The organism is Streptomyces sp. NPDC007264, from assembly GCF_042869095.1.
Lineage (GTDB): Bacteria > Actinomycetota > Actinomycetes > Streptomycetales > Streptomycetaceae > Streptomyces.
Genome location: NZ_JBIAFD010000011.1, coordinates 101984 through 126592, shown reverse-complemented (window position 1 = coordinate 126592; position 24609 = coordinate 101984). Strand labels below are relative to the sequence as shown.

Below are 24609 nucleotides of genomic sequence, written 5' to 3'. Positions count from 1 at the left end.
GCCGTGCCGAAGAAGCGGGCAGTCGGAGATGACGGCTACGTGCGTCGGATGCGGGCTCATCGAGGTCCTGTGGGTAGGGGCAGCGGCCACATGACGGGCGCCGTGACGGGCAGCCGGCCCGACCGCTTCACCCCAAGGATCGTCACCCCGGCCCCGGTCGGCATGCCGGACTGGTCCGTCCGGGCGCCATCGGGGATCGCACTTCGGACAACAAACGGTCACAGAGCCCACGACCTCCCCCGGGGCCGCTTACAGTGCGAGCTCCACGGGGAGGGGGCGACGCGTCATGCGCAAGGGGGTCAAGGCCGCCATAGTCGGCGGAGTGGTCGCGGTGATGGTGGGAGGGGCCGGGTACGGGGCCTACAACCTCCTGACCGCGCTGGACGGGGCCGCGGACGGAGCCGGCGGGCCCGGGCCCGTGAAGACCGGGCCGCCGTCCGCGAGCGAGGTCGAGGAGGCGAGCGCCACGTTCCTCGCCGCCTGGGCGAAGGGCGACGTGGCCACCGCGGCCTCGTACACGAACAACGCCGGGGCCGCGCAGCAGCTGCTGACCGCCTACGGCAGCGACGCCCACATCAGCGGGGCGCACATCACGGCGGGCGCGCGGAAGGGACGCTCGGTGCCGTTCTCCGTGAAGGCGACGGTGTCCTACGGGGGAAGGTCCAGGCCGCTCGCCTACGACAGCACGCTGACCGTCGTGCGCGGGCTGACCACCGGGCGGGCCCTGGTCGACTGGCAGCCCTCCGTCGTCCACCCCTCCCTGCGCAAGGGCGACACGCTCGTCACCGGTGAGGCGGCGGCCCCGCCGGTCGAGGCGGTCGACCGGCACGGCGCGGTGCTGACCAAGGAGAGGTACCCGTCCCTGGGGCCGGTCCTGGAGGCGCTGCGCGCCAAGTACGCGGACGCGGCCGGCGGCAGGCCCGGCACCGAGCTGTTCGTCCGGCACGCCGACGCCGAGGCACCGGGGAAGACGCTGCTGACCCTCGTCGAGGGCAGGCCCGGCACGCTCCGCACCACGCTGAGCGCCCCGGTGCAGGCGGCGGCGGAGCGGGCGGTGGGGCGGTACGCGGAGTCGTCGGTCGTGGCGGTGAAGCCGAGCACCGGCGAGGTGCTCGCCGTCGCCAACCACCGCGGGGACGAGTTCAACGCCGCCTTCGAGGGGCGCCTCGCGCCCGGCTCCACGATGAAGATCATCAGCGCGGCGACGCTCATCGACAACGGCATCACCACCATGAACGGCCCGGCCCCCTGCCCCGAGTCGGCGGTCTCGGAGAGCCAGACGTTCCACAACCTCAAGGGGCTGGCGCCGGACGAGAAGGCCACGCTGGCGGGCAGCTTCATGCGGTCGTGCAACACGGCGTTCGTGAAGTTCGCGGACGAGGTGAAGGCCGACTCCCTGACCCGGGAGGCCGAGGACCGCTTCGGGCTGGGGCGGGACGACTGGAAGACCGGCATCGTCTCCTTCGACGGCTCGGTGCCCGCCTCCGGCGGCCCGGACACCGCGGCCGGCCTGATCGGCCAGGGACAGGTCCAGATGAGCCCGCTGAACATGGCGTCGGTCACGGCCACCGCGATCACGGGCGCGTTCCGGCAGCCGTACCTCGTCCCGCCGAAGCTGGACCACCGTGAACTGGCCACCGCCAAGGGCCTGCCCGCAGCCACCGTCGCCCAGCTGAAGGCGATGATGCGGCTGACGGCGACACGGGGAACGGCCGCGCAGGCGATGGCCGGGCTCGGCGGCGACATCGGCGCCAAGACCGGGTCCGCGGAGGTCGACGGGCAGAGCAGGTCCAACAGTTGGTTCACCGGATACCGGAACGACATCGCGGCGGCGGCCATGACCGAGGAGGGCGGGCACGGCGGCGACGCGGCCGGTCCGATCGTCGCAGCTGTGCTACGAACCGGCGGCTGACGTCACCCTTGTCACTGCGGGACTCTAGGGTGGGGTTCTCGTTGAGGAGCGTGGGGCACCGGGGGACCAGGGGACTGCGGAGGATCGGAAGCTGTGGGCAAGAGAAGACGCGTCGCCGAGCGCAAGAAGGGCCGGCCGCTGCTGGTCGGCGGACTGGTCACCGCCATCGGGGTGGGCGTGGCCGCCGGCGCGTACAGCCTGCTGGGCGGTGGCGCCGCTGCCGACGACGGCGCCACCACCGCGGCTCACCGGATGAAGACGGGCCCGCTGTCGGCGTCCGAGGTCCGCACGACGGCCACCGCGTTCCTCTCGGCCTGGCAGCGGGGCGACGTCGCCGGGGCGGCGGCCGCCACGGACGACACGGCGGCCGCCATCCCGCTGCTGACGGCCTACGGCAAGGACGCCCACATCAAGGGTGTGACGCTGACTCCAGGCACGGCGTCCGGGGCGACGGTCCCGTTCTCCGTGAAGGCGACCGTCTCCTACCAGGGCCGGAGCAAGCCGCTGGCCTACCGGTCGAGGCTGACGGTGGTGCGCGGGCCCAAGGACGGTGAGCCGGTGGTGCGTTGGCAGCCGTCGGTGGTGCACCCGGACCTGGCCGAGGGCGACCGCCTGGTGACGGGCGCGGCGGGCACACCGCCGATCAAGGCCCTCGACCGCCACGGCGGCGAGCTCACCGCCGCCACGTACCCGTCGCTCGGCACGGTGCTGGACGGCCTGCGCGAGAAGTACGGCAAGAAGGCGGGCGGTACGGCGGGCATCGAGCTGCGGATCGTACGCAAGGCGGCGGCGAAGGGCGCCCAGAAGACCCCCGACAAGACGCTGGTGACCCTCAGCGAGGGCACGCCCGGGACCGTGCGGACCACGCTGAGCCCGGTGCTGCAGGCGAAGGCGGAGCAGGAGGTGGCGGCGAAGGACAAGGCGTCCGTCGTCGTCATGCGCCCGTCGACGGGGGAGATCCTGGCGGTGGCGAACTCCAGCCACGGCTTCAACGTGGCCTTCCAGGGCTCCCTCGCACCCGGTTCGACGATGAAGATCGTCACCTCGACGCTGCTGTTCGAGAAGGGCCTGGCGAAGGCGGACAAGGAGCACCCCTGCCCGAAGTACGTGAAGTACGGCGGCTGGAAGTTCCACAACGACAACAAGTTCGAGCTCAAGAACGGCACGTTCAAGACCAGCTTCGCGGTGTCCTGCAACACCGCCTTCATCAGCCAGGCGGAGAAGCTGGGCAACGACGACCTGACGAAGGTCGCCCAGCAGATCTTCGGCCTGAGCATGGACAACTGGTCGATCGGCGTCCCGTCCTTCGACGGTTCGGTCCCGGTGCAGAGCGCGGCCCAGATGGCGGCATCCCTGATCGGCCAGGGCGGGGTGCGCATGAACCCGCTGAACATGGCCTCGGTGGTCTCCACGGCCAAGACGGGAGTCTTCCACCAGCCGTTCCTGGTCTCGCCCTCGGTGGACAACCGCACGCTGGCGAAGGCACCCCGCGCGATGTCGGCGTCGACGCAGGCCCAGTTGAAGGAGGTCCTGCAGTACACGGCCGCGGCGGGCACGGCCGCCAAGGCGATGGCGGGCCTGGGCCCCGACGACGGAGCGAAGACGGGCTCGGCGGAGGTCGACGGCCAGGAGCAGCCCAACGGCTGGTTCACCGCCTGGAAGGGCGACCTGGCCGCCGCGGGCGTGGTGCAGGCGGGCGGCCACGGCGGCGACTCGGCGGGACCGATCGTGGCGGCACTGCTGCGCGCGGGAAGCTGACGCGCGCGTGCGGCCCCGGCCCCGTAACCCGGTCGCGTGCCCCCGCACCCACCGCTAGCGTGACGGTTCATGACGACGACCGCCGCAGGGGGCTCCGGAGCCCACCCCCGTTTCGCCGAGGCCCTCGATGAGCTGGGACTCGGCGAACTCCACGCCCGCATCCGCCGCTTCCCCGACGCGACCCGCACCGCGACCGAGGCCGCCGCCGCGATCGGGTGCGACCTGAGCCAGATCTGCAAGTCGCTCGTCTTCGCCGCATGGGAATCCCCCCTGGCCGAGCGGAGCCGAGAGCTCGGGGGAGGTGTTCCGGTGCTGGTGCTCATGGACGGGGCGTCCCGGGTGGACGTGGAGCGCGTACGGGAGGAACTGGGGGCCGGGAAGGTCACCCGGGCGGACGCCGACATGGTGCGGGAGACCACCGGGTACGCGATCGGCGGCGTGCCGCCCTTCGGGCACCGTACGAAGACCCGTGTGCTCGCCGACCGTTCGCTGCTCGCGCACGACACCGTGTGGGCCGCGGCCGGCACCCCGCACACCGTGTTCCCGATGGACCCGAAGACCCTGATCGCCCACGCGGGCGGCACACTGGTGGACGTGCGCGAGCAGTCCGCGTGACACCGGCCGTCACCGCGGCGGTGCTGCTCGCCGCCGTCACGCACGCCGGCTGGAACGCGATCGCGCACCGCATCACCGACAAGCTGGTCGGCTTCACGCTGATCGCGGGCGGCGGGATGCTCATCGGGCTGGCCGCGATCCCGTTCACGGCGCTCCCGGCGCCACGGGCCTGGCCGTACCTGTTCGCCTCCGCCGGCATCCACATCGCGTACTACACGCTGCTGATGCGGTCCTTCCGGCTCGGCGACTTCGGGCAGGCGTATCCCCTCGCGCGCGGCACCGCACCGCTGGTGGTCACCGTGCTGGCGGCGGTGTTCGCGCACGAGGTGCCGGACGGCTGGGCGGCGACGGGCATCGCCGTGTCGTGCGCGGGGCTGACCGGGGTCGCGCTGTGGGGTCTGCGCGGCCACCGGCCGAACCGGCCCGCCATCGGCGCCGCGCTCGCCACCGGCCTGACGATCGCGGCGTACACGGTGGTCGACGGGCTGGGCGTCCGGGCGTCGGGGACGTCCTTCGGGTACATCGCGTGGCTGATGGCGGTGCAGGGGGTGGTGCTCCCCGCGTACGCCGCTCACCGGTGGCGGGGCGAGCTGCCCGGCACGCTGCGGCCGTTCGCGGTGCTCGGGCTGCTGGGCGCGGCGCTGTCCGTGGTGGCGTACGCCCTCGTCCTGTGGGCCCAGACCCGGGCGGAACTGGCCCCTGTGGCGGCGTTGCGCGAGTCCTCGATCATCGTCGGCGCGGCGATCGGCGCGGTCTTCTTCAAGGAGCGGTTCGGTGTGCCGCGGATCGCGGCGGCCGGGTTGCTCGTGGTCGGGATCGGTCTGATGCTGCACGCCGGTTAGCCGACCGGCCGGCCGGGACGTTCACCTCGCGGTGTCCGGGCCGGCCGGCACGTTCACCTCGCGGTGTCCGGCACCGCCGGTGTCGGCACGGGTCTCGTTCACCGCCCGTTCCCCGCCTCCCGGGACCCGGGTGCGCCTGCATCGACACCCAGCCGTCTGCGGGCGGGCTCCAGGCCGTCGTCGACGAGTCCGGGACCGGTCCACTCGACGAGGAGGGAGCAGGGCCGGTCGTCCACTCGTCGCAGGGTGAGGGAGACCGGTCGGCGCCGCGGGCGGACCGGCCGCGGCAGTTCTGGCATGAGGGCCTGTGCCGAGTCCTTCACGGTGAAGGCCACGGGCGCCTCGCCCGCCAGCGCCAGCCTCACCTCGACCACTCCTCCGCCGCAGCCGCCGGCCTCGATGGTGCCGCTCCACTTCCGGAAGGAACGGTCGTTGAGGCTGTCGGGCAGCCAGAGCGTGCGGCGGGTCGCCCCCTGGGGAAGCTTCCACGACATGATCGGCACGCCGGGGCAGGCGGGGACACCCGGGCAGACGGATCCGTCGACGCGGACAGCGGGCTCGTCCCCGGAGTGGTAGTTCAAGCCGATGAGCGTGCTGGAGTAGTACGCCATGGACATCAGTGCGAGGCCGACAAGAGCCGAACCGACCTGCGCCAGACTGGCGAAGGGGGGCAGGAGCGGTCTCCACCGTCGCCACTTGTCGTTCCAGTCGCCGTAGACCGACCGGGAGGGCTTCTCGGCGGCGCTGCCGGCCAGCTGACTCAGCAGCCGCTCGTTCCGGAACTGGTAGACCGCGCCGATCTGACGCAGCACACCGAGCGCGTGGGCGTCTTCGAGAAAGGGCAGTGGCCGCCGGGGAAGCCGGCCCGTCGACCAGAACCACAGGCGGGAGGCCTGGTAGGAACCCCAGGCCGAGCCGAGCAGTGTGGCCGCGCCGAAGGCCACCCCGACGATCGCGCCGTAGTACCGGGCGATCGGTGCCCCGGCCTGGACGACCTCTGAAAGCCACAGCGCCACGCCGGCTCCTGTGGCGACGGTGACCCCCAGCGCCGTAGCACAGCCGATGAGCCTGTACCGGCGGATGAGGGCTTTCGGCCCGTGCACGGCGCGCTGCGGCACATACACCTGCTTCAGCTCGGCCCGGACCAGCCCATGGGCCGCCCAACCGCCGAGTCCGGCGAACAGTCCGGTCAGCACTCCCAGCACCGGGCCGAACAGGACCTCCATGAACCAGCCCCACACGAAGCCGAACGCGAGGCCGACCAGCGGACCCGTCAGCCCGGCGTTGAGCTGCCACCAGGCGAAGTCGGCGGTCCCGTCGCGTCGCATCTGACGTGCCAACAGCGCCAGATACCGCCTGGCCCGGTTCTCCCCGTAGCGACTGGGCGGATCGTCCGTGTAGACGGCTGGAAGGTACCGGCTCAGCAACGTGTCCTCGATCTCCTCCCGGGAACGCGTCGTCGACGCCAGTTCTCCGGGCTGGGTGAGGCGTGCCCGGTAGGTCTTCTGAGCCAGGTACAGCATCAAGGGTGAGGCCATCGTCCGGGCCGGGGTCGACTCCGGTTCCCCGCGCATGGCGTCGAAGACCGGATTCCAGCGGTCGTCACCGCTCACCTTCGACTGTCTCAGGTAGGTGATCGCGGCTTTCGCGCCCACGGTTTCGAGTTCCACCACCGCGGCCCTGGTGAGATGAGATCCGGCACTGCATACCTGTTCGTACTCCGTGGCACGAGAGGTGACCATCAGCCAGCAGCCGTTCGGGATCACCCTGTCGATCGCCTCGGCGGCCCGGACACGCAACAGCTCCGGCAGCTCGTCCAGTCCGTCGAGCACCGGCATCACAGCGCTCGCGGCGAACAGCCTGGCGGCCGGGTCCGGCCCGAACCTCCGTCGATCGGTGAGTCCGGGGCTGTTCTGCCTGATCTGCCGGACGATCCATTCCCGCAGGGGAATCGCCGGACGCCAGGACGACAGCGGCATCAGCACCGGGACCGGATCACCGGGCTGGGGATTCTCGGTCAGGTCCTGAACGAGGTGGATCGCCGCGACGCTCTTGCCCGTACCGGGTCCTCCCAGGACGACCAGCTGATGCCGGGGCAGCCGCCTGCAGGTCTCCGGAATCCGGGTCACCGTGCCGTGCAGATCCTCTGGGACGACACCCAACACTTCCTGCGACGGCTGGACAGGTCGGCTGCTGCCCTTCCAGGAGATCTCGATCAAGGACGGCCGCTGCAGGCCGAGACGGGCCACCGCGTGCCGCGCCCTCGACAGGACGTCCTCCCGTAACTGGACCGCCGCACGCTCCAGGCTGGTCGCGGCCGGTTCGCCGACCGTGACGAGCCCGTGGACGGTGCTGCCGCCGGCCCGGGTGGTGATGTCCTCGAGCGACAGCGGATTGCCTGCGGCCCTCACGGTGGTGCTGAAGCCGGGGCGGCCGACGAGGGTGGCCAGCGGGACGGCGACGAGCTGGTTGCCCGGATAGTTCCCGGTCCGGTCGGTGGTCAGCACCCCGGTGAGCAGGTTCCCGCAGAACAGGGCGGCCCCGGATGCCCCTGACCAGGACGATCGCCCACCGGCCGCACTGGGGGTGGCGACCTCGTCGATGTGCGCCGTGATCAGCCCGGACTTCAGGCCGCTCAGGGTCTCGATGCGCCCGCCGATGTGCTTGGTGTCGCGCGTGCCGTCCCGTTCCTCGGCCTGCGGGAAGCCCACCGCGACACAGGCGATACGGTCCGCGACGGCACCCGGTGAGGGCGCGGGAAGACGTCCCCAACGCACCGGTGACGCGGAGACCGGAGGCTGCCACCCCGAGTCGGTGATCAGCAGCAGGGCGGCATCCGAGTGCGGGTCCCGCTCGATGTCGGGAGGCTGCGTCGGCCACAGCACCTCGGCCGCCGCCCACGCGGCCTGCTGCTCCCCGTGCGGAGCGAGCCGCCGCACCTCCACCGCGCGCGCAGCGGTGGATCCCGCGTGCTCGATGTTGTGGTAAGCGGTCAGCACCAGGTGATCCGCGACGAGGTAGCCGGTTCCGGCGGTCTCGCCTGCCGGATCCCAGATCTCCATCACGCGTTGCACGTCCATCCGTGGGCCCCCGTCCTCCGCATCTCACCGAGCGAACGCCTGGGGGCGTGCTACCGGGGACGCCGCGGGGTGCGGGCGCCGATCTTCTGGTCCCGGCCGTGCTCGTCGACCGGATGCAAGGTGATCTTCAGCCGGGACGTGGTGCCGGCTGCGTATCCGGCCTTGGCCTCGGCGCTGGCGCTCCAGGGCAGGACGGACACCTTCGCACCGGCCTGGGAGTCCTTCTTCACGTCCACGGCGAACTCCATCTCCACCGGCCCGGTGCGGAACTGGACGGCATGCCCGTGACCGTCGGTCATGGCTTGCTCCAGTTCGGCCCGGATCGCGCTGATGGCCTCGGACAGCCCCGCCCACGGCTCCTGCGACATGAGTCGTTCCCCCGGTTTGATGAGATGCCGTCAGGTTGGCAGGGTAGTGGCTGGCTGCCGCGGAGAGACCCCGGAGCGACAATCTCCTGCATGAGCCGGAGGGAACCGGCGCCGCCTCGACCCCCACGGGGACGCCCGGCAGGGACTCCCCGGCCGTCGCACGGTCGCAGCGCGCCCGGCACGCAGGCGCCGGCGTGCCGGCACGCAACCACGCTTCGTACGGATCAGGAAGTTGACGTCATGACCGACAATCTCACCGTGAGCGTCCTTGGCACCGGGATCATGGGGGCCGCCATGGCCCGCAACCTCGCACGCGCCGGACACACCGTCCGCGCCTGGAACCGCACCCGTGCCAAGGCCGAGCCGCTGGCCGCCGACGGTGTGCACGTCGCCGACACCCCGGCGGAGGCCGTGCAGGGCGCCGACGTGGTGCTGACCATGCTGCACGACGGCGCCGCCGTCCTGGAGGTCATGCGGGAGGCCGCGCCCGCCCTGCGCACCGGCGCCGACTGGGTGCAGTCGACCACGGCGGGCATCGAGGCCACCGGCGAGCTGGCCGGCTTCGCCCGCGACCACGGCCTGGTCTTCTACGACGCCCCCGTGCTCGGCACCCGCCGGCCCGCGGAGGCCGGGCAGCTGACCGTCCTGGCCGCCGGCCCCGCCGAGGACCGGGACACGGTGTCGCTCGTGTTCGACGCCGTGGGCGCCCGCACCGTGTGGACGGGTGAGGACGGCACGACGGGCAGCGCCAGCCGCCTCAAGCTGGTGGCCAACAGCTGGGTCCTCGCGGTCACCGCGGCGGCCGGCGAGGCGCTGGCCCTGGCCAAGGGCCTGGGCGTGGACCCGCAGGCGTTCTTCGACCTCATCGCCGGCGGACCGCTCGACATGGGGTATCTGCACGCCAAGACCGATCTGGTCCTGAACGACCGGCTGTCCCCGGCGAGTTTCGCGGTGACCACGGCGGAGAAGGACGCCCGGCTGATCGTCCGGGCCGGCGAGCAGCACGGCGTCCGCCTCGACGTGGCCACCGCGAGCGCCGAACGACTCGCCCGCGCCGCCGCCCAGGGGCACGGCGACGAGGACATGGCCGCCTCCTACTTCGCCAGCTTCGACGAGGGCGACCGCTGAGCGGGGCCGTGCCGTGCGTCGGGCGGCGAGGAGGAGCACCCTGGAATCAGCGGTTCCGGAGGTGATCGTCATGATGCACACCACAGTCGGATGGCATGTGGAGCTCGAGTTCGAGGAGGACGACCTGCACACGCGGGCGGCGGCACTGGTACGGCTTCCCGACGGCCGGGAGGTACGGGCCCGCGGGCACGCCAGCCGCCACTTCTCCGACGCGAATCAGCCGCGTGTCGGGGAGGAGATCGCGGGGGCGCGCGCCCTCAACGAGCTCGCGATGCAGCTGCTCACGAAGGCGCACGACGAGATCGACGAGGCGTCGGGCAGGACGTCGCGTCCCCTGACGCACTGAATGGGCGGGCGGCCGGTGACGCCGCCCGTGCGTCGACGAGGCGTACGGCACCGCGTCGCCCCGCCGCACGCGGCACGCGGCACGGCGCCGGCCCGGCGGGCGTGGGCATCACGGCGTCGCCCCGCCGCACACGGGCATCACGGCGCCTTCCCGCCGCGCGCGCGGGCACGGCGCCGGCCCGCCCACCCAGGCGCCGCGCCGGCCCACCCGCACGGGCACTGCGCCGGCCCACCCACCCAGGCGCCGCGCCGGCCCACCCGCGCGGGCACTGCGTCGTCCCGCCGCGCGAGCCCGCCCCGCACGGCCCCTTCCCGCGCGGGCACCGCGTCGCCCCGCCGCGCGCCGCACCGCGTCGTCCCGCCGCGCGCCGAACCGCGTCGTCCCGCTCGCCCGCGCACCCGCCTCGGGGCGTCCGCGTCGGCAGTGCCTAGGGCAGTGAGGCGCGCACCGCCCGTACCAGGGCCTGTGCCCGCGGGTCCGCCGTCACGCTCGTGCGGAAGCCGTTGGTGACGTAGCCGAAGGCGATGCCCGAGCCAGGGTCGGCGAAGCCGAGGGAGCCGCCGCGGCCCGGGTGGCCGAAGGAACCGGGGCCGAGGAGCGGGGAGGCGCTGCCGTGGAGCATGTAGCCGAGGCCGAAGCGGGTGGTGACCACCAGCACCCGGTCGGGTCCCGCCGACGCCTCCGCGCGGGCCTCCTCCAGCGTCCGCGGGGCGACCAGGCGCACCCCGTCGACCTCGCCGCTCAGCGCCGCGTAGAAGCGCGCGAGGGACTCGGCCGTCGCGATGCCGTTCGACGCGGGCAGCACCGCCGCGCGGTAGGCGGGGTCGTTCTCGTCGGGCAGCGGGGTGATGGCGGCGAAGGCACGGCGGGTGAGGCTGCCGGGGTCCGCGTACGCCTCGGCGACCGCACGCTTGGGCCGGACACGCAGGGTGCCGTCCTGGGCGGGTGTCCCCAGGGGGCCGACCCGGCCCACGCGGTGGGCCTGGGCCTCGGGCAGGCCCAGCCACAGGTCGAGGCCCAGCGGCCCGGCGATCCCGTCCGCGATCCAGGCGCCGATGGACCGGCCCGTGACCCGCCGCACCAGTTCGCCCGTCAGCCAGCCGTACGTCTGCGCGTGGTAGCCGTGGTCCGTGCCGGGCTCCCACGCGGGTGCCTGCGCGGCCACCACGCGCGCCGCATGGTCGGGGTCGGCCGCCTCGGCGGGCGTGAGCGGCCGGTCGAGCGCCGGTACGCCGGCGCGGTGCGCGAGGACGTGCCGTACCAGCGCGCGCTCCTTGCCGTGCGCCTTGAACTCGGGCCAGTAGTGGCCGACGGGCGCGTCCAGGTCCAGCTCCCCGCGCTCGGCCAGCATCAGCAGGACGGCCGCCGCGACCCCCTTGGTCGCCGAGCGCACGATCTGCGCGGTGCCGTGCTCCCAGGGCTCGGCGCCGTCCACGTCGCGCGCGCCGCCCCACAGGTCGACGACCTTGCGGCCGTCGCGGTACACGGCGACCGCCGCGCCGTGCTCCCCCAGTTTCTCGAAGTTCCGTACGAACGCTTCCCTGACCGGCTCGAAGCCCTCGGCCACCACGCCGTGCGCGTCCACGCCCGTATTCCCTTCACTCGCCTGCGTCCGTGGGGGGAACACACGCGTACGGCCGTCGATTCCTCGGTGTCTCACCCCGTCGCCGCCCGCACCGAACGGGGATCGAAGCCGAAGGGCAGCTCCAGCCGGTGCGCGCGCATGAGCGCCTCGTCGGCGAGCAGGTCGGCCGTCTTCCCGTCCGCGGCGATCACCCCCTCGCTGAGGATCAGCGAGCGCGGGCACAGCTCCAGCGCGTACGGCAGGTCGTGCGTGACCATGAGGACAGTGACGTCGAGCGACCGCAGGATGTCGGCGAACTCGCGCCGTGAGGCGGGGTCGAGGTTCGACGACGGCTCGTCCAGGACGAGGATCTCCGGCTCCATGGCGAGGACGGTCGCCACGGCCACCCGGCGCCGCTGGCCGAAGGAGAGGTGGTGCGGCGGTCGGTCCGCGAAGTCCGCCATGCCGACCTGTGCCAGGGCCCGGTGGACGCGCGCCTCCAGCTCCGCGCCTTTGAGGCCGGCCGCCGCGGGCCCGAAGGCCACGTCCTCCCGGACCGTGGGCATGAAGAGCTGGTCGTCCGGGTCCTGGAAGACGATGCCGACCCTGCGGCGGATCTCGGCCATGTGCTTCCGGCCCACGGGCAGCCCGGCCACCGTCACGGTGCCGGTGCCGCCGCTCAGGATGCCGTTGAGGTGCAGCACGAGCGTGGTCTTCCCGGCGCCGTTCGGCCCGAGCAGCGCGACCCGCTCACCGCGCCCGAGGGAGAAGTCGACGCCGAAGAGGGCCTGGTGACCGTCGGGGTAGGCGAAGGCCAGCCCGGCCACGTCCAGTGAAGGGGGCTCTGAAGGGGGCTGTGAAGGGGGCGGCGAAGGGGGCGGCGAAGGATTCACAGGGTCCATCCCAGCAGGCAGACGACGAGGGCGGTGAGGGGAAGGGCGAGGGCGTACGACCACTGGGCCCGGGACGCGGTCACCTCGTCGATGACGGGCATGGAACCGGCGTACCCCCGGCTGACCATGGCCAGGTGCACGCGCTCGCCGCGCTCGTACGAGCGGATGAAGAGGGCGCCCGCGGACTTCGCGAGCACGCCCCAGTGACGGATGCCGCGCGCCTCGAAACCGCGCGACTCGCGCGCGATCCGCATCCGGCGCATCTCGTCGGTGATGAGGTCGCCGTAGCGGATCATGAAGGACGCGATCTGCACGAGGAGCGGCGGCAGCCTCAGCCGCTGGAGCCCGAGGAGCAGTTCGCGCAGTTCGGTGGTGGCGGCGAGGAGGACGGATGCGGCGACGCCGAGCGTGCCCTTGGCGAGCACGTTCCAGGCCCCCCACAGCCCGCTGGTGCTGAGTGACAGCCCGAGGACCTCGACGCGCTCGCCCCCGGCCACGAACGGCATGAGCACGGCGAAGGCGACGAACGGGACCTCGATCAGCAGCCGCCGCAGCAGGAACCCCGCGGGCAGCCGGGCCGCACGGGCGACCAGGCCGACGAGGACGGCGTACAGCGCGAACGCCCACATCGCCTCCCGCGGGGTGGAGACCACGACCACCATGAAGGCGAAGACGGCGGCGAGCTTGGTGTGCGGCGGCAGCGCGTGCACCGGGGAGTGCCCGTGCCGGTAGAGCCTGTGCGTGTGTCCCGCTCCCATGTCAGCCCGCCTGCGAGGGTTCGGCGTCGGCGGTACGGCGGCGGCGCACGGCCCAGAACACCGCGCTGCCCGCGACGACGGTGCCCCCGACGCCGATCACGCCCGCGAGGCCGCCGGAGAGCCGAGCGTCGGCGACGTCCTTGACGCCGTAGCCGGCGAGCGGGGAGTCGGAGGACGCGTGCTTCCGCGCCGTGTGGGCGATGCCCTGGTCGACGGCGACCTTCTCCAGGCCGTCCGGGCTGGCGGAGGCGTAGAAGCTGACGAAGCCGGCGAGGACGAGGGACGTGACGAGGCCGGTGATCCACAGCGTGCGGCGTGAGCGGGCGGCGACGGGCACGGGCTGGGCGGCGGGCGCGTCGACCAGCTCACCGCCGACCCGCAGCTTGAGCCGCTGCCGCAGGCCCCGGGCGCCGTGCACGAGATCGGGCCGTACGGCGACGACGGCGCCGACGGTGAGGGCGGTGATGACGGCCTCGCCGATGCCGATGAGGACGTGGACGCCGATCATCGCGGTGGCGACCTTGCCGATGGACACGTCGGTGGTGCCGCCGACCGCGTAGATCAGCGTGAAGACGACGGCGGCGGCCGGGACGGAGACCAGGGCGGCGAGGAAGGAGGCGGCGGTAATGGACCGGCGCCCACGGGGAAGGAGCCTGACCAGGACACGGAAGACGGTGTAGGAGACGACGGTCGTCACGATCGCCATGTCGGTGATGTTGACGCCGAGGGCGGTGAGGCCGCCGTCGGCGAACAGGATGCCCTGCATGAGAAGCACGACCGACACGCACAGAACCCCGGTCCAGGGTCCGACGAGTATGGCGGCCAGCGCGCCGCCGAGCAGATGTCCGCTGGTCCCGGCGGCGACCGGGAAGTTCAGCATCTGCACGGCGAAGATGAACGCGGCCACCAGGCCGGCGAGCGGGGCGGTGCGCTCGTCCAGTTCCCGCCGGGCACCCCTGAGGCTGACGGCGAGGGCACCCGCGGCGACGAGTCCGGTCGCGGCGGAGGTGGGAGCGTCGATGAATCCGTCGGGCACATGCACCGCTCGAGGATACCCCGCTATTGCGAACTCCTTGCAAGAGCCAGGAGGTCGTGGAAGAGACCCCGTCCACATCAGGAGCGGTTTTTATCCGCATATGCGACATTTGAGAGGTAGCGGAATCACAGCTTCTGCTTTGGTGACGCAACGTGAGGAGTCGTCCCGATGTCCGTAGTGGAACAGTACGCACGCGCCCACGTCATCACCGACTCCCCCGAATCCCTCGATCCCGTCCCCGCCCTCCTCCGCTACGACCCCGACGCGGATCCCCGCTCGGTCCACGTGGGCCTGCCGGGTCCGCACGAGTGGACGTTCTCCCTCGAACTCCTGGAGAAGGGACTGCGCGCACCGACACGCAAGGGCGACGTCCACATCTGGCCGTGCGGCCGCGTGCAGGCGGTGATGGAGTTCCACACGGCGACGGGCGTCGAAGTGGTGCAGTTCGAGTCGAAGGCCCTGATCCGCTTCCTGCAGCGGACGTATCTGGCGGGGGCGGGGGTCCTCTCGCGGCGGGGGTCCTAGAAGACCGGACTCCCGTCCGCGCCCCTGGGCCGTGCCGCGGTGCCGACGGGCACACTGGCCAGGCTGACCGGCATGTTCATCCTCGAACTCACCTACATCGCCCCGGCCGAACGCGTCGACGAGGCCCTGGCGGACCACGTCGCATGGCTGGACCGGCAGTACGAGGCCGGGGTCTTCCTCGCCTCGGGCCGCAAGGTGCCGCGCGACGGCGGAGTGATCGTCGCGGTCGGCGAGAGCCGTGCGGCCGTGGAGACCCTCATGGCGACCGACCCGTGCGTCGTGGAGGGGGTGGCCGAGTACCGGATCATCGAGTTCCTCGCCACCAAGACGGCTCCGCCGCTGACCCCTTACCGTCAGCAGCTTCCGTCGTCCTGACGGGGCCGGACCGGACCGTTCCCGACCCAGACCCCGGGGCTCTCGAGGTGGCCTCGGAAGGCCTTCGGATACCGCCAGGAACCGGCAGGCCGGTGCCGTCACCGAGGAGGTGGTGCACGGCCGGACCCCAGGCGCACGAGGTACGGCCCATCCGGGCGCCGGACGCGAGTGCGCAGGTCGCCGCCGTGCTGCACCGCAATGTGATTGCGGTCAGCTTCCGGAGACGTGGGTGACGAAGTCCGTCCAGACGGCGGGAGTGACGGTGAGGTGCGGCGCCTTGGGGATCTTTGAGTCGCGGATGTGGATGACGGCGGGGGCTATCGCGACCTCCACGCAGTCGTTGCCGTTACTGCTGTCGCTGTAGCTGCTCTTGAACCAGTGGAGTTCCAGGGTCCTCATAGCTCTCCCAGCGTCTGCTCGATGAAGGCCAGAGACTCCTCTGGCGTGAGCGCCTGAGCCCGGATGATGCCATATCGGAGTTCCAGGACACGGAGCTGCCTCGGATCAGAGACAGGACGCCCTCCGAAGTCACCATCGGTGCGGCCGACTCCCGTGCCGTCATTGAACTTCAGCACCTGAATCCGACCTCCCGTCCCCGGATGGTTCGCACGGGTGGTCGGCATCACCTGAAGCTCAACGAACGGCAACTGGGCTACGTCAAGCATGTGTTCGAGCTGCCGACGTAGCACCATTGTGTCCCCGACCGGCCGACGAAGCGTCACCTCTTCCTGAACAAAGCTGAATTCAGGTGCGGGAGACCGCTCGAACACAGACTTGCGCGCCATACGTGCAGCCACCATGCGCTCCAACTCCTCCGGCGAGTAGACCGGACGCCACGTTGCAAGAAGCGCCCGCATGTACTCCCCCGTCTGCAACAGCCCATGGAGATTGTGGTTGCCGTACATCAACAGCTCGACCGCCCGCTCCTCCAACTGCGCCAGCTCCCGCACCTTCTTCGGATAGCGAGCCCTCTGCATGTCCTCCCGGAACGCCTTCAGGTACCCCCTCGCCTTCAGCACCTCGTCCGCCTTGTCCAGGAACTCCGGCCGCGGGATCCGCGCCCCGCGCTCCACCTTGCGGATCAGGTCCTCGCCGTACCCCATCCTTTCGGCGAACTCGACCGCCCGCATCCCGGCCGCCTCACGGCACAACCTGACCAGCCGGCCGACGGCCTCGACCACCGGAGCGATCTCGTCCCCCGGCCGAACGTCCCAACCTGTTTCGTCCGCACCCTCGCTCATGCTCACCTCCAACGCGCACCGGTACCCGTACGGCACCGCGGACAGCCGGGACAGCGCCGGGCAGACACCGGACAGCCCCCTCCCACACACCGCGTCACGACTCACCGCACTGCACGCTCCGCCGCTCTGAGCGACCGAACCGCATACCGGCTGATCTTTCACTCCCAAGAGTGACTATTCCCAATTGAGCTGGATTTAGGACTAGTTGCCTGTCATATGCTCGCAGCCGTTCCTCACGAAAGGACGGCTTTCCGCCGTGGTCAGCTCTCAGCACGAAGCCATGCACAGGATCTTCCAGAAAGAACCCGCTCTTCTCGCCCGCGCGTTACGGATGCTCGGCCTCCCGTTCGGCGACCCGACCTCGACCGCCGAACTCCCGACCGACCTCACCGAGGACCGCCCATTGGAACGGCGTGTCGACACACTGTTGAAGATGGAGACGGCGAAGGGCACATTTCTTCTCGCCATCGAGGCTCAGGGAAAGAAGGACCCGGACAAGCCCGGGAACTGGGCCTACTACCTCGCCCACGTCTACGCCAAGTACAGGCTGCCCCCGCTCCTCATGGTCGTCTGCAACGACTGGAGCACCGCCGCGTGGGCGTCGCGCCCCGTGGACATCGGCCCACCGGAGTGGCCCGCCCTGACCGTGCGCCCCCTGGTCCTGGGACCGGACGAGGTACCCGTCGTCCGCGACCCCGCGGAGGCGGCCAAGGACATTCAGATGGCCGTCTTGTCCGTCATGGTGCACAGCCGTGATCACAACATCGGTGTCATACTCAGAGCACTGTCCGTAGCCCTGAAAACTCTGAAGGTCTCCGACCCGGAGGCCACGATGACCTACGTAGAACTGACAGCTCAGGGCCTGGGCGAGAAGACCCGGGCCGCCGAAATCTGGAGGAACCTGGTGGCCGTGGACACTTCTTTCTTCACCTCATGGCTGTCCGAGGAGATCCGGGACGAAGGCCGGGCCGAAGGCCGGGCCGCCGACGTACTGCGCATCCTCGAGCGCCGCGGCATCCCCCTCTCCGACGCCGACCGTGACCGCGTCACCTCCTGCAAGGACCTCGACACCCTCGCCCGCTGGTTCGACCGCGCCATCACCGCCGCCTCCGCCGCCGAGGTGTTCGCGCCGGACGACGAACCCGGCGGCGACGAGCAGCGCTGAGGGTCCGTCACGGAACACGGAACAGGGCGCCCCACGACCCGTGGGGCGCCCTGCCGCTGTTCAGGGGCTCTCGCTCAGACCCGTGCCAGCTCCCGGTCCTGGTCCTCGTCCGGGTCCCTGCGCTCCTCGTCGGCCGACGTCCGCAGCGCCTCCCCCTCCACGTCCACGTTCGGCAGGGCGCGGTCCAGCCACCTCGGGAGCCACCAGGCCCTTCGGCCCAGCAGGGCGAGGACCGCCGGGACGAGCGCCATCCGTACCAGGAACGCGTCGAAGAACACCGCGATCGCCAGGCCGAAGCCGATCATCTTGATCATCGACTCGCTGGAGCCGATGAAGCCGGAGAACACGGCGATCATGATGACCGCGGCGGCGGTGACGACCCGTGCGCCGTGCTGGAAACCGGTCACGATCGCCTGGCCGGGGTTCTCGCCGTGGACGTACGCCTCGCGCATGCGGGTGACGAGGAAGACCTCGTAGTCCATCGCCAGGCCGAACACCACGCCCACCATGAAGATCGGCATCATCGACATGATCGGACCGGTCTGCTCGACGCCCAGGAGACCGGCGAGCCAGCCCCACTGGAACACCGCGACCACCGCGCCCAGCGCCGCCGTCACCGAGAGCAGGAAGCCGAGTGCCGCCTTCAGCGGGACCAGGATCGAGCGGAAGACCACGATCAGGAGGAGGAAGGCGAGGCCCACCACCAGCACCAGGTAGGGGATCAGCGCGTCGTTCAGCTTCTGCGAGACGTCGATGTTCATCGCCGTCGTACCCGTGACCAGCAGCTTCGCATCGGTGTCCGCCGTGATGCCGGCACCCTTGGCGCGAATGCCGTGCACCAGGTCCTCGGTCGTGGCCGAGGACGGCTTGGAGCCGGGGATCACCGTGATCATGGCCGTGTCGCCGGACTTGTTGTAGGTCGCGGGCGTCACCGTCGTGACGTTCCCGAGGCGCTTGATGTCGTTCGTCACCGTCGTGACCGCAGCCTTCGGGTCGTCGCTCGCCTTCGCGTCGACGACGACCAGCAGCGGACCGTTGAAGCCGGGGCCGAAGCCCTCGGAGAGGAGGTCGTACGCCCGGCGCTGCGTCGTGGACGTCGGCTGCGAACCGTCGTCCGGCAGGCCCAGTTCCAGCGAGGACGCGGGGACCGCCGCGGCACCGAGCCCGATGACGCCGAGGAGCAGCACGGCGAGGGGGCGCCGCACGACGAAGCTCGCCCAGCGGGCGCCCATGTTCGGCCTGTTCCGCGCGGCGGTGGTCCGGCGGCCGCCCAGCAGCCTGCTCTTCTCGCCCGCCGGTTTGACCCTGCGGCCCGCGTAGCCCAGCAGCGCCGGGATCATCGTCAGGGCGATCAGGACCGCGACGGCGACCGTGCCCGCCGCGGCGAGACCCATCTTGGTCAGCATGGGGATGTTCACCACGGCCAGGCCCGCCAGCGCGATCACGACGGTCAGGCCCGCGAACACCACCGCGGAGCCCGCCGTGCCGACCGCCCGGCCCGCCGCCTCCTCGCGGTCGCGGCCCTCGGCCAGCTCGGCGCGGTAGCGGGAGACGATGAACAGCGCGTAGTCGATGCCCACCGCCAGGCCGATCATCATCGCCAGGGTGGAGGTGGTCGAGCCCAGGTCCAGGACATCGGCCAGCGCGGTGATCGTCGAGACGCCGATGCCGACGCCGACCAGGGCGGTGAGCAGGGGCAGCCCGGCCGCGACCAGCGAGCCGAAGGTGATGACGAGGACGACCGCGGCGACCGCGATGCCGATGACCTCCGTGGCACCCGTCTCCGGTACGGCCGCCAGCGCGTCACCGCCGACCTCGACGGTCAGCCCGCCGTCCCGCGCGTGCTGTGCGGCCGCCTTCAGGGCGTCCTTCGAGGTGTTCTTCAGCTCCATGCCGGAGACCTCGTACTTCACCTGCGCGTAGGCGACCGTGCCGTCCTTGCTGACGGCGTGCGCGGTGAACGGATCCGCCACGGAGACGACTTCGGAGCCGTCGCGCAGTTCCCCGACGGTCTTCTCGACGACCGCCTTCTGCTCCGCGGCCGTCACCTTCCGGCCGCTCGGCGCCTTGAAGACGACGCGTGCGGTGGCTCCGTCGGCACTCATGCCGGGGAAGCGCTGTTCCAGCAGGTCGAAGGCCCGCTGGGCCTCGGTGCCGGGGATGGAGAACGAGGCGGAGCCCGCTGCGGGGGCGCCGGCGGCGCCGACGCCCGCGAGCGTGAGCAGCGCCACCCAGACGAGGGCGACCACGTGCCGTCGCCGGAAGGCGAATCGGCCGAGTCGATGGAGGAATGTGGCCACGAGGACGTACTCCCGGTCAGGTCGTGAGGTTCTTCAGGGCAGGGGTGATCAGCCCGACGACGTGAGCGGTGACGTCAGGTGGAGGGCTTGCTGGGGGGACGGGTCAGGGGGTGGGCACGCCGAGGGCGGGGAGGACCACGGCGTCGATGTACGACAGCAGGAACGCCTGGGTCGGCGGCTGATCCTCGATCAGCGCGCGGGTGGCGAAGGCTCCGATCAGCATGTGCACCACGAAGTCGAGCGCAGGGTTGTCGGCGCGGACCTCACCCCGGTCGACGGCGCGCTGCAGCACGTTGCGGAAGTCCTTCATCTCCGGTTCCACGAGCAGTTCCCTGAACGCCCGCAGCAGGTCCGGGTTGTGGTGGATCGCCATGGCAAGGCCCCGCATCAGCGCGGAGTTCTGCTCCATGGCGCAGTCGTCCTCACGCCGGGCGAGGGCGTGGAAGTCGCCGCGCAGGGAGCCGGTGTCGACATCGCCGATGCCGCCCGGCTTGCAGTTCCGGATCGCCTTGGCGACCAGTTCGGCCTTCCCGCCCCACTGGCGGTAGAGGGTGGCCTTGCTGGACCGGGTGCGGACGGCCACGGCGTCCATCGTGAGGGCGTCGTAGCCGACGTCCCGGAGCAGTTCGAGGACGGCCTCGTACAGTTCGGCCTCGCGCTCGGGCGTGATCCGGCTGCGCCGTCCCGGCGCGGGCGCCGGCTGTTCGTCCTGAGCGGGCGTCGTCGCGCCCTTCAGCACACCGGCCATGCCTCTCGCCTTCCGCTCCGCGTCCGAAGCGGAGGGCTCCGGACGACACGGTTTCGTACACGACCGACCCTACCCCGCCCCATATCGAAACGAAACGGTTTCGTACGTGTTCTGGGTCACGGCCTCTGTCACCCCATCGGCCTACGAGTTGCCGGGCCCCGCCCGGCGGACAAGCATGGGTGGGTGAGCGACGCGAGCGACGTGTACGAAAACGCCTCCGGCTATCTCCGCTTCCCGCACCTGCACGGCGACCGCCTGTGTTTCGCCGCCGAGGACGACCTGTGGGTGGCCCCGCTGGACGCACCCGGGCGCGCCTGGCGGCTCACCGTGGACCGTACGAAGATCGGCCACCCCCGCTTCTCGCCCGACGGGCGCCGGATCGCGTACACGAGCTGGCGCAGCCTCGTCCCGGAGATCCATCTGACACCGGTGGACGGCGGTCCGGGCCGGCGGCTCACGTACTGGGGCAGCACCGACACACGCGTGTGCGGCTGGACCCCGGAAGGCGACCTCCTCGCCGTCGCCTCGCACGGCGAGCCCTTCTCCTACTACACCTGGGCCTACAAGGTCTCCACCGACGGCGACCCCGGCGGCAAGCTGCCCTGGGGCCCCGTCTCGGACATCGCGGTGGCCGACGTCGACGGCGCGCGCAAGACCTTGCTGCTCACCGGCACCCCGCCGCACGAACCGGCCTCCTGGAAGCGTTACCGCGGGGGCGCGACCGGCCGGTTGTGGCTGCACGGGCAGCGACTGCTCGCCGGACTCGACGGCCACCTCGACTCGCCGATGTTCGTCGGCGGGCGGATCGCCTTCCTCTCCGACCACGAGGGCGTCGGGAACCTGTACTCGTGCGCGTACGACGGCTCCGACCTGCGTCGCCACACCGACCACGACGCCTTCTACGCCCGGCACGCCGCCAGCGACGGCACACGCGTCGTCTACCAGTGCGCGGGCGATCTGTGGATCGTCGAGGACCTCTCGCCCACGTCCGCTCCGCGCCGCCTCGACGTGCGTCTGGGCGGGCCGCGCGCGGGGCGGCGCGCCTACCAGGTGCCGGCCGCCCAGCACCTCGACGGGATCTCCGTCGACGAGACCGGGCGGGCCAGCGCGGTGGTCGTCCGCGGCAGTCTGTACTGGCTCACGCATCGCGACGGTCCGGCCCGTACGATCACGGACACCCCGGGCGTGCGCGTCCGGCTGCCGGAGATGCTGGGCGTGGGCGGGCGGATCGCGTACGTCACCGACGCGGAGGGCGAGGACGCGATCGAGATCGCGTACCTCCCGCGGGCATCCGGCGACCGCGCACCGCGCCGACTGGCCTCCGGCGCGCTGGGCCGCGTACTGGAGCTGGTGTCGGACCCCCAGGGCGAGCGGCTCGCGATCGCCTCGCACGACGGGCGGCTGCTGCTGATCACCGTGCCCGACGAGGCCGCGGCGGCCGAGGAGGCCGCCGGTGAGGAGGCCGCCGGTGAGGAGGCCGCCGGTGAGGAGGCCGCCGCCGAAGGGGGCGGCGCCGGGGCGGCCCAAGAGTCGGACGGTGAGGTCACCGAGCTGGTCCGCTCGGTCAACGGGCCGGTGCGGGACCTGGCGTTCTCCCCGGACGGGGCATGGCTGACCTGGTCGCACCCCGGGATCGGCCGGTCCCTGCGGCAGATCAGGATGGCGCGCATCAAGGACGGCCTGACCGTCGACGTGACGAACGGCCGCTTCGAGGACGAGAACCCGGTCTTCACCCGGGACGGGCGCTATCTGGCCTTCCTGTCCTGGCGCGGCTTCGACCCGGTGTACGACGTGCACACCGGGGACCTCTCCTTCCCGCTCGGCTGCCGCCCGTACCTGGTGCCCCTGTCGTCCGCGACCCCCTCCCCGTTCGCGCTGAACCCGGAGGGACGGCCCGCGGCGGGCGGCCTCGATCCGCTGGAGGAGGAGGAAGAGGGCGGCGGGGTGGTGACTGTCGAGACCGAGGGGCTGGAGAGCCGGGTGACGCCGTTCCCGGTCGCCGCGTCGAAGTACTCCGCGCTGTCCCCGGTCGCGGGCGGGGGCCTGGTCTGGCTGCGCTGGCCCATCTCGGGCGCACTGGGCGAGACGTTCGTGAACCCGGACGACACCTCCGGGCGGCCGACCCTGGAGCACTTCACCATCAGCAAGGCGAAGAAGTCCGAACTCGTCGGCCATCTGGACTGGTTCGCGGTGAGCGGGGACGGGACACGGCTGGTGGTCGTCGACGAGGGCGACCTGCGGGCGGTTCCGTCGAGCGAGTCCGGCGACGCCGACACGACCGTCTGGATCGACGCGCGCCGCATCATGCACGAGGTGGATCCGGCGGCCGAGTGGCGGCAGGCGTACGCGGAGGCCGGACGGCTCATCCGGGCGTACTTCTGGGAACCGGACATGTGCGGGCTCGACTGGGACGGGATCCTCGAGCAGTACCGGCCGCTGGTCGAACGGGTCGCCTCGCCCGACGAGTTCGCGGATCTGCTGCGCGAGGTGCTGGGCGAGCTGGGCACCTCGCACGCGTACGTGTCCCCCGCCCGGCGCAACGAGGGCCCGCCGCACTACCAGCGCCACCAGGGCCTGCTGGGCGCCGACTTCGCCCGTCGCGACGGTGGTTGGGTGGTGAAGCGGATCCTGCCGGGCGAGTCGTCCGACTCGAAGGCACGCTCGCCGCTCGCCGGTACGGGCATCCGCGAGGGAGCCGTCCTGACCCATGTGGACGGACGGCCGGTGGACCCGGTGAAGGGTCCGTACCCCTTGCTCGCGGGAGCGGGCGGCATGACGGTGGAGCTGACGTTCGCCCCCGTGGAGGGTGAGGGCGGACCCCGGCGGGCGGCGGTGATCGCCCTCACCGACGAGCGCACGTTGCGCTACCAGGACTGGGTGGCCAAGCGCCGTGCGGTCGTACGGGAGCTGAGCGGCGGCCGCTGCGGGTATCTGCACATCCCGGACATGGGGGGTTCGGGCTGGGCGCAGTTCAACCGGGACCTCAGGAAGGAGGTCTCGCGGCCGGCGCTGATCGTGGACGTGCGCGGCAACGCGGGCGGGCACATCAGCGAACTCGTCATCGAGAAGCTGACCCGCACGATCCTGGGCTGGGACCTGACGCGCAACGCGCAGCCGGTGTCGTACACGTCGAACGCGCCGCGCGGCCCGGTGGTGGCGCTCGCCGACGAGGCGACGTCCTCGGACGGCGACATGATCACGGCGGCGTTCAAACTGCTCGATCTCGGCCCGGTGGTCGGCCAGCGCACCTGGGGCGGCGTGGTCGGCATGACGGGCCGCCACCGCCTGGGCGACGGGACCGTGATCACGGTCCCGATGAACGCGGCGTGGTTCGACGCGTACGGCTGGTCGGTCGAGAACCACGGAGTGGCGCCCGACCTGGAGATCATGCGGACGCCGCTGGACTGGGCGGAGGGGCGGCACAAGCAACTGGACGACGCCGTCGCACTGGCCTTGGAGCTGCTCGAGGCCCACCCGGCGTCCCTCCCCCCGGACTACAGCAAGGTCCCGGACCGGACGCGCCCGAAGCTCCCCCCGAGACCGGCCCGTTGACGCGAAGTGGGGTGCCCCCCATGCGGAGGGCACCCCGTTCCCCGGTCAACGCCGAGCGCTGCGACTAGGCGTCGTAGTCCAGGTTGAAGCGGTCCTCCGCCTCGTCCTGCGGCCGGCGCGACTCCTCGGGGGAGGAGGGACGGCCGCGGTGCTGCTGGCCCTGCTGGCCGCGCTGACCCTGCTGGCCCTGCTGACCCTGTTGACCGCGCTGGCCCTGCTGGCTCTGCTGGCCACGCTGCTTGGCCTGCTCCGTCTTCTGCTTGGCCTGCTGCTTCATCTGCCCGGCCTTGTCCTGGAACTGGTCCTTCATGCCCATGTGAGTTCACTCCCGTGGTGGGTGAGGGGATTGGGCCTCGACCAGACTGACATGACGGGACACAATACGCATGTCGACCGATTACGG

At 71.7% G+C, this 24609-nt stretch carries 21 protein-coding genes; 10 read left to right on the top strand and 11 right to left on the bottom strand.

What is annotated here, in order from left to right; translation table 11 throughout:
- Positions 1 to 286 precede the first annotated feature (286 nt).
- The 4 genes from ACFYMU_RS20440 to ACFYMU_RS20425 all read left to right on the top strand — a co-directional run bounded on the left by ACFYMU_RS20440 (position 287) and on the right by ACFYMU_RS20425 (position 5127).
- The gene (locus ACFYMU_RS20440; protein WP_388374776.1) at positions 287 to 1912 is read left to right on the top strand and encodes a penicillin-binding transpeptidase domain-containing protein; all 1626 of its coding nucleotides are present in this window, start codon (positions 287 to 289) and stop codon (positions 1910 to 1912) included.
- A gap of 93 nt (positions 1913 to 2005) precedes the next feature.
- The gene (locus ACFYMU_RS20435; RefSeq protein WP_388374775.1) at positions 2006 to 3670 is read left to right on the top strand and encodes a penicillin-binding transpeptidase domain-containing protein; all 1665 of its coding nucleotides are present in this window, start codon (positions 2006 to 2008) and stop codon (positions 3668 to 3670) included.
- A 69-nt stretch (positions 3671 to 3739) separates the two neighbouring features.
- Positions 3740 to 4285: a YbaK/EbsC family protein gene (locus tag ACFYMU_RS20430; RefSeq protein ID WP_388374772.1), complete on the top strand. Its 546-nt coding sequence runs from the start codon at positions 3740 to 3742 to the stop codon at positions 4283 to 4285.
- Complete coding sequence (locus ACFYMU_RS20425; RefSeq protein WP_388374769.1) at positions 4282 to 5127, top strand: EamA family transporter; 846 nt, start codon at positions 4282 to 4284, stop codon at positions 5125 to 5127. The genes ACFYMU_RS20430 and ACFYMU_RS20425 overlap by 4 nt, the downstream gene beginning before the upstream one ends.
- A gap of 98 nt (positions 5128 to 5225) precedes the next feature.
- Here ACFYMU_RS20425 and ACFYMU_RS20420 read toward each other — a convergent pair whose 3' ends face one another.
- Both ACFYMU_RS20420 and ACFYMU_RS20415 read right to left on the bottom strand, forming a co-directional pair.
- On the bottom strand, positions 5226 to 8207 hold the full coding sequence (locus tag ACFYMU_RS20420; RefSeq protein ID WP_388374767.1) for an NACHT domain-containing protein: 2982 nt from the start codon (positions 8205 to 8207) through the stop codon (positions 5226 to 5228).
- 50 nt (positions 8208 to 8257) lie between these two features.
- Positions 8258 to 8575, bottom strand: a complete 318-nt coding sequence (locus ACFYMU_RS20415) for a trypco2 family protein (protein WP_388374764.1) — start codon at positions 8573 to 8575, stop codon at positions 8258 to 8260.
- 240 nt (positions 8576 to 8815) lie between these two features.
- On the opposite strand from ACFYMU_RS20415, the gene ACFYMU_RS20410 reads away from it, so the two are divergent.
- Positions 8816 to 9703 carry an NAD(P)-dependent oxidoreductase gene (locus ACFYMU_RS20410; RefSeq protein ID WP_388374761.1) on the top strand — a complete coding sequence of 296 codons (888 nt, stop codon included), beginning with the start codon at positions 8816 to 8818 and terminating at the stop codon, positions 9701 to 9703.
- A 70-nt stretch (positions 9704 to 9773) separates the two neighbouring features.
- On the top strand, positions 9774 to 10049 hold the full coding sequence (locus tag ACFYMU_RS20405; RefSeq protein WP_388374758.1) for a DUF1876 domain-containing protein: 276 nt from the start codon (positions 9774 to 9776) through the stop codon (positions 10047 to 10049).
- A 427-nt stretch (positions 10050 to 10476) separates the two neighbouring features.
- On the opposite strand, the gene ACFYMU_RS20400 is transcribed toward ACFYMU_RS20405, so the two are convergent.
- The 4 genes from ACFYMU_RS20400 to ACFYMU_RS20385 form a co-directional block, all read right to left on the bottom strand.
- A complete protein-coding gene (locus ACFYMU_RS20400; RefSeq protein ID WP_388374755.1) occupies positions 10477 to 11634 on the bottom strand; it encodes a serine hydrolase domain-containing protein in 1158 nt (385 codons plus the stop codon).
- A gap of 71 nt (positions 11635 to 11705) precedes the next feature.
- A complete protein-coding gene (locus tag ACFYMU_RS20395; protein ID WP_388374752.1) occupies positions 11706 to 12515 on the bottom strand; it encodes an energy-coupling factor ABC transporter ATP-binding protein in 810 nt (269 codons plus the stop codon).
- Complete coding sequence (gene cbiQ / locus ACFYMU_RS20390) at positions 12503 to 13264, bottom strand: cobalt ECF transporter T component CbiQ (protein ID WP_388374749.1); 762 nt, start codon at positions 13262 to 13264, stop codon at positions 12503 to 12505. The genes ACFYMU_RS20395 and cbiQ overlap by 13 nt, the downstream gene beginning before the upstream one ends.
- Before the next feature lies 1 nt (position 13265).
- Entirely contained in the window at positions 13266 to 14306 is a 1041-nt protein-coding gene (locus ACFYMU_RS20385) for an energy-coupling factor ABC transporter permease (protein ID WP_388374747.1), read from the bottom strand.
- A 162-nt stretch (positions 14307 to 14468) separates the two neighbouring features.
- Between ACFYMU_RS20385 and ACFYMU_RS20380 the strand changes: the two genes are divergently transcribed.
- Positions 14469 to 14825 carry an SsgA family sporulation/cell division regulator gene (locus ACFYMU_RS20380; RefSeq protein WP_388374744.1) on the top strand — a complete coding sequence of 119 codons (357 nt, stop codon included), beginning with the start codon at positions 14469 to 14471 and terminating at the stop codon, positions 14823 to 14825.
- 72 nt (positions 14826 to 14897) lie between these two features.
- Positions 14898 to 15200 (top strand): YciI family protein, encoded by a 303-nt coding sequence (locus tag ACFYMU_RS20375; RefSeq protein WP_388374742.1) that lies wholly within the window; start codon positions 14898 to 14900, stop codon positions 15198 to 15200.
- Positions 15201 to 15410: 210 nt separating this feature from the next.
- Here ACFYMU_RS20375 and ACFYMU_RS20370 read toward each other — a convergent pair whose 3' ends face one another.
- Both ACFYMU_RS20370 and ACFYMU_RS20365 read right to left on the bottom strand, forming a co-directional pair.
- On the bottom strand, positions 15411 to 15599 hold the full coding sequence (locus ACFYMU_RS20370) for a DUF397 domain-containing protein (RefSeq protein WP_388374739.1): 189 nt from the start codon (positions 15597 to 15599) through the stop codon (positions 15411 to 15413).
- On the bottom strand, positions 15596 to 16441 hold the full coding sequence (locus tag ACFYMU_RS20365) for a Scr1 family TA system antitoxin-like transcriptional regulator (protein WP_388375167.1): 846 nt from the start codon (positions 16439 to 16441) through the stop codon (positions 15596 to 15598). Before ACFYMU_RS20365 ends, ACFYMU_RS20370 begins: the two co-directional genes overlap by 4 nt.
- A gap of 256 nt (positions 16442 to 16697) precedes the next feature.
- Between ACFYMU_RS20365 and ACFYMU_RS20360 the strand changes: the two genes are divergently transcribed.
- Positions 16698 to 17606: a hypothetical protein gene (locus ACFYMU_RS20360; protein WP_388374736.1), complete on the top strand. Its 909-nt coding sequence runs from the start codon at positions 16698 to 16700 to the stop codon at positions 17604 to 17606.
- Positions 17607 to 17680: 74 nt separating this feature from the next.
- On the opposite strand, the gene ACFYMU_RS20355 is transcribed toward ACFYMU_RS20360, so the two are convergent.
- Complete coding sequence (locus ACFYMU_RS20355; RefSeq protein ID WP_388374734.1) at positions 17681 to 19906, bottom strand: MMPL family transporter; 2226 nt, start codon at positions 19904 to 19906, stop codon at positions 17681 to 17683.
- 103 nt (positions 19907 to 20009) lie between these two features.
- A complete protein-coding gene (locus tag ACFYMU_RS20350) occupies positions 20010 to 20654 on the bottom strand; it encodes a TetR/AcrR family transcriptional regulator (RefSeq protein WP_388374731.1) in 645 nt (214 codons plus the stop codon).
- 183 nt (positions 20655 to 20837) lie between these two features.
- On the opposite strand from ACFYMU_RS20350, the gene ACFYMU_RS20345 reads away from it, so the two are divergent.
- A complete protein-coding gene (locus ACFYMU_RS20345; protein WP_388374728.1) occupies positions 20838 to 24206 on the top strand; it encodes a S41 family peptidase in 3369 nt (1122 codons plus the stop codon).
- A gap of 64 nt (positions 24207 to 24270) precedes the next feature.
- Here the strand turns inward: ACFYMU_RS20345 and ACFYMU_RS20340 are convergent, their stop codons facing one another.
- Positions 24271 to 24522, bottom strand: a complete 252-nt coding sequence (locus ACFYMU_RS20340; RefSeq protein ID WP_388374725.1) for a hypothetical protein — start codon at positions 24520 to 24522, stop codon at positions 24271 to 24273.
- Between the last annotated feature and the right edge of the window lie 87 nt (positions 24523 to 24609).

Excerpts from the sequence above, each read along its gene's own strand:
- ACFYMU_RS20440 (WP_388374776.1), top strand. The coding sequence starts at position 287 with ATGCGCAAGGGGGTCAAGGCCGCCATAGTCGGCGGAGTGGTCGCGGTG.
- ACFYMU_RS20430 (WP_388374772.1), top strand. The coding sequence starts at position 3,740 with ATGACGACGACCGCCGCAGGGGGCTCCGGAGCCCACCCCCGTTTCGCC.
- ACFYMU_RS20420 (WP_388374767.1), bottom strand. The coding sequence starts at position 8,207 with ATGGACGTGCAACGCGTGATGGAGATCTGGGATCCGGCAGGCGAGACC.
- ACFYMU_RS20415 (WP_388374764.1), bottom strand. The coding sequence starts at position 8,575 with ATGTCGCAGGAGCCGTGGGCGGGGCTGTCCGAGGCCATCAGCGCGATC.
- ACFYMU_RS20410 (WP_388374761.1), top strand. The coding sequence starts at position 8,816 with ATGACCGACAATCTCACCGTGAGCGTCCTTGGCACCGGGATCATGGGG.
- ACFYMU_RS20405 (WP_388374758.1), top strand. The coding sequence starts at position 9,774 with ATGATGCACACCACAGTCGGATGGCATGTGGAGCTCGAGTTCGAGGAG.
- ACFYMU_RS20395 (WP_388374752.1), bottom strand. The coding sequence starts at position 12,515 with ATGGACCCTGTGAATCCTTCGCCGCCCCCTTCGCCGCCCCCTTCACAG.
- cbiQ (WP_388374749.1), bottom strand. The coding sequence starts at position 13,264 with ATGGGAGCGGGACACACGCACAGGCTCTACCGGCACGGGCACTCCCCG.
- ACFYMU_RS20380 (WP_388374744.1), top strand. The coding sequence starts at position 14,469 with ATGTCCGTAGTGGAACAGTACGCACGCGCCCACGTCATCACCGACTCC.
- ACFYMU_RS20375 (WP_388374742.1), top strand. The coding sequence starts at position 14,898 with ATGTTCATCCTCGAACTCACCTACATCGCCCCGGCCGAACGCGTCGAC.
- ACFYMU_RS20370 (WP_388374739.1), bottom strand. The coding sequence starts at position 15,599 with ATGAGGACCCTGGAACTCCACTGGTTCAAGAGCAGCTACAGCGACAGC.
- ACFYMU_RS20365 (WP_388375167.1), bottom strand. The coding sequence starts at position 16,441 with ATGAGCGAGGGTGCGGACGAAACAGGTTGGGACGTTCGGCCGGGGGAC.
- ACFYMU_RS20350 (WP_388374731.1), bottom strand. The coding sequence starts at position 20,654 with ATGGCCGGTGTGCTGAAGGGCGCGACGACGCCCGCTCAGGACGAACAG.
- ACFYMU_RS20340 (WP_388374725.1), bottom strand. The coding sequence starts at position 24,522 with ATGGGCATGAAGGACCAGTTCCAGGACAAGGCCGGGCAGATGAAGCAG.